This window comes from Actinosynnema sp., assembly GCF_052038725.1.
Genome location: NZ_JBQGCX010000510.1, coordinates 1 through 4015, shown reverse-complemented (window position 1 = coordinate 4015; position 4015 = coordinate 1). Strand labels below are relative to the sequence as shown.

Sequence of the window (4015 nt, the reverse complement as noted above, 5' to 3'; positions counted from 1 at the left end):
TCCCCGCGCACGCGGGGGGTGGTCCGTCAGCGCGGCCGGTCAGCCGTGGTCGTGCCCCTCGTGCGGGTCGTGGGCCGGGCCCGACATGGCGCGGCGGGCGTTGGCCTCGGCCGCGCGTTCGAAGCGGTCGCCGGGGTCGGAGACGCTCAGGCCGGAGCCGTTGTCCGTGCCCGCGACCGGGCCCTGGCGCTGCTGGATCACGTGGGTCAGCTCGTGCGCGAGGGTGTGCTTGTCGCCGCCGCCCCGGCCCAGCACGACGTTCGCGCCGGAGGTGTAGGCGCGGGCGCCCAGTTCGGCGGCGGAGCGCTGGGCCGCCGCGCCGGTGTGCACGCGGACGTCGGAGAAGTCGGCGCCCAGCCTGCTCTCCATCTCGCCGCGCAGGGCGGTGTCCATGGGTTTGCCCGACGAGGCGAGCACCTGGTGGGCGGTGGAGCGCTGCACGGGCGGTTCGGGTTCGGCCTCGGCGCGCTGGGCGGCGATCAGGCGGGTGACGGCGGTGTTGCCGATCGAGCGCTGGAGCGACTCGACCTCACCTGGCCCCACCGGGCCGGGGGTGCTCTGCCGCGGGGACTCCGGGCGGCGCACCTGGGTGGTCGCCGGAGCGGGCTTGGGGGACGGCTCCTTGGCGTGCATGGGCCCCACCCTGGCCCAGGCGGGGCTCGGGGCACAGGCCCTGGAGGGCAGCGGCGGGGCACCGTCGCTGCCCTCCCCCGGCGCGGGTCACGCGGCGGAGGTGCTCGTCACCCCCTCCTGCTTCTGGCGCGCGGCGCGCTGGGCGGCCAGCAGGACGCGGCCGGTGTGCTGGAGCGCGGCGTCCATCGCCACCCCGACGAGCAGGGCGGTGCAGGCCAGCCAGATCCAGGCCATGACCACGACCAGGCCGATGATCGAGCCGTAGACCCGGTCGTAGGACCCCGCGTAGGCCGCGTACACGCCGACGCCGAACGTGGCCACCAGGCACAGGACCAGGGCCAGGAGCGCGCCCGGCGTGATGCCGAGCCTGCCCGGCCTGCGGGTGGCCGGGGGCGCCGCGAACAGCAGCCGCACCGCGCACCCGGCCAGCAGGACCAGCACCGGCCACTTGGCGACGTCCCACAGCTGGACCGTCGACGGACGCACCCCGGCCAGCGCCGCGACCTCGTCGGCGATGTCGCCGGTGAACGCCACCACGCCCACGACCAGGATGAACAGCACCAGGACGCCCAGCGTGAGCCCGACCCGCAGCGGGACGAGCTTCCAGAGCGAGCGGTGCTCCTTGACGCCGTTGCAGGCCGCGCAGGCGCGCAGGAAGGCCCCCGCGAAGCGGTAGGCCGACCAGACCGCCACGAGCAGGCAGGCGGCGGCGAGCGGACCGGCCACCGCCGGGCGCAGGCCGTCGAGCGCGACCACGAGGATGCCGTGCACCCGGCTGGGGGCCAGCGGGGAGATGACGGTCATGACCTTGGAGCGGGTGTCGTCGCCCAGGAACCCGACGAGCGCGACGGGCAGCAGGGCGCCGGAGAGCATCACGAGCACGGTGTAGTGCGTGAGGGCTGCCGCGCGGTCCGAGAGGTGGTGCTCCCGGTACCACACGACGGTTGTGCGGAACACCGTCCACCACGACCTTCTGGGTGGACGCGTAGGTGCTTCGAGAGCCTGGGCCATACCCGAATGATTGCCCGTTCGGAGGATGGGCATGACGGGGGGTTGACCCTGCGGGGTCGCGGGTAGTCGTGGGGCGGGCCCACCTGGGCCGATGTCCGCGGGGGCGGGTCGCCGGCTGGTATAGGGGTGCGGGTGGTTCAGCGGTGGCGCCGGGCGGGTGAGCGGCGGCGTGGGCCGAGTGGCCGAGGGTGTTGAACGGTTGAGGCGAAGGGGCGCGGTGCGGGTGGACGACAGGGCGACGGAACCGGGCGCGGGTGGGGCTGGCGCGGGTGGGCCGGACGGCGGCGGGACGGGCGGGGCCGGGTCCGGTGGGGCCGGCTCCGGCGGTTCGGGCGCGGCCGGGACCGGTGGGCGCGGCCCGAGCGCGGGCGGCGCCGATCCGCACACCGCCCGGTACGCGGGCAACCCGATGGCCGAGCCGAACCCGAAGAACCTCCCCAAGACCCGACCGGCCCCCGCCCAGGAGCAGGACTTCCCGGCCGAGTGGCCCACCGGGGAGAGCGAGTTCGAGGAGGCGGGCGCGACCTGGCGGCAGCCGGGGACCCCGGACCCGAGGCGGGCGGACGCTGATCGGACGGTTGAAAGCGGGCGTTTGGGGCACACCAAGCTTTCGAGTGACACCGCATTTCCGGGTGTCCCCGGCCCGGAGAGTGACACGAGGCAGGCGGAGAGCGCCGGGCGGCCGGGGGACCGAGCAGTGCGGGACGACGAGGCGGGGAAGGGCGAGCGGATCGCCGAGAAGGCGGCCGACGGGACCACCCGGATCGCCGCCCAGACCAGCGCGGCGGCGGCTCAGGCAGCCGCCACCGCGAGCAGCGCGGTCATCCGGGCGGGCGAGAAGGCGAGCCCGGAGGTCACGAGGACGGGAGATGCGGTGAACGAGAGCACCAGCGGCGGGACCGGCCACCGGGCGGACGCGGACGTCACCGCGGCCGAGGGCGCGGCCCAGGTCCACGCGGCCAGCGAGAAGGCCGAGGCCACCGGGCCGAAGGGCACCGGGCCGAAGGGCACGGACCACGGGACCGGCGCCGCCGGGGCCAAGGCCGCCGGCCAGGGCCACGGGACCGGCGCCACCGGAGCCGCTGCGGCTACCGGGACCACCGGCGCCACCGGGACCACCGGGGCCGCTGGGGCCACCGACGCCAAGGCCGCCGAGCGGGGTCACGGGACCGGCGGGAGCGCCGACTCGGCCCTCACCAAGGGCGCGGACCGGGCGGACGCCGCCGTGGCTAAGGCGGGCGACAAGGCCGAGACCGCCGCGAGCGGCCTCGGTGACAAGGCGGACGCTGCGGCCACCCGGTTGGGCGACAAGGCCGACACGGCGGCGGAGCGGATCGGCGAGGGCGCGGGGGCTTCGGCGGCGGGGATCGCCGCGAAGTCCGACGCGACCGCCGGGAAGGTCGCCGCGAAGTCCGAGGAGACCGCCGCGCGCGTCGGCGAGAAGGCCACCGAGACCGCCGCCCAGGTGGGCGACAAGGCCGGTGCGGCTGCCGCCGGGGTGGGCGCCAAGGCCACCGAGACCGGGGAGAAGGCGGGCGAGGCCGCCGTCGCGGCGGGCCGGAAGGCGGGCGCGGCTGCCGCCGGGGTGAGCGAGAAGGCGGGCGAGGCCGCGGCCGGGGTCAGCGGGAAGGCCGCCGCCGCTGCCGCCGGGATCAGCGAGAAGGCGGGCGAGGTCGCCGGGCAGGTGGCCGGGAAGTCCGGTGAGGTCGCGGCGCAGGTGAGCGAGAAGGCAGGCGCCGTCGCCGCCCGCGTGGCCGACCAAGCGGGTGCCACCGCCGCGCAGGTGGGCGAGAAGGCCGCCGCGGCGGCGGCCCGGATCAGCGAGCGGGCCGGGGTCGCGGCCGGTGAGGTCGGGGAGCGGGCGAGCGTCGTCGCGTCCAGGGTCGGCGATCAGGCCGGGGCCGCGGCGGAGCGGTTGCCCGCGTCGGTCAGGGGTGCGATCGCCAAGGCGCGGGAGCACCCGGTGCTGACCGCGTCCGGGTTGATCACGGCGTTGTTGGTGCTGCGGAAGCTGCTGCGAGGAGGTCGCTGATGGCGGGCAAGCTGGTCTACCGGGGGTTCAGCACGGGCGTGAGCCTGCTGGGCGGCTACCTGGCGGGCAAGGTGTTCGGGCAGGTGTGGAAGTTGATCAGTGGCGACCGGATGGCCCCGGAACCCACCCAGCGCGACCGCAGGGAGCGCCCGGGCCGAGTGGCGGGCCTGCATTGCCTATCGGGGAAACTGCACCAGGTGCGGGGGAGCTGCGCGACCGCAGGGAGCGCTCGGGCCGAGCGACGGGCCACTACCAGCCTACCAGGAGAACCAGTTGGACCCGTCGCTCGCGTACCGCCGGCTGCCATAGGTCGCGGTGATCGTATCCGTGGTGGCGCCG

Annotated in this window: 4 protein-coding genes; 2 read left to right on the top strand and 2 right to left on the bottom strand. The window is 76.3% G+C overall.

The features are described from left to right. Window positions 1-39 precede the first annotated feature (39 nt). On the bottom strand, window positions 40-633 hold the full coding sequence (locus ACTUAL_RS10165; protein WP_096492325.1) for an eCIS core domain-containing protein: 594 nt from the start codon (window positions 631-633) through the stop codon (window positions 40-42). 87 nt (window positions 634-720) lie between these two features. Then, the gene (locus ACTUAL_RS10160) at window positions 721-1590 is read right to left on the bottom strand and encodes a YihY/virulence factor BrkB family protein (protein WP_157767555.1); all 870 of its coding nucleotides are present in this window, start codon (window positions 1588-1590) and stop codon (window positions 721-723) included. A gap of 253 nt (window positions 1591-1843) precedes the next feature. Between ACTUAL_RS10160 and ACTUAL_RS10155 the strand changes: the two genes are divergently transcribed. Further along, window positions 1844-3676 carry a hypothetical protein gene (locus ACTUAL_RS10155; protein ID WP_440900095.1) on the top strand — a complete coding sequence of 611 codons (1833 nt, stop codon included), beginning with the start codon at window positions 1844-1846 and terminating at the stop codon, window positions 3674-3676. Beyond that, window positions 3676-4015: DUF4235 domain-containing protein (locus tag ACTUAL_RS10150; RefSeq protein WP_440900094.1), on the top strand; the 340-nt coding region annotated here is incomplete at its 3' end. The genes ACTUAL_RS10155 and ACTUAL_RS10150, both read left to right, overlap by 1 nt.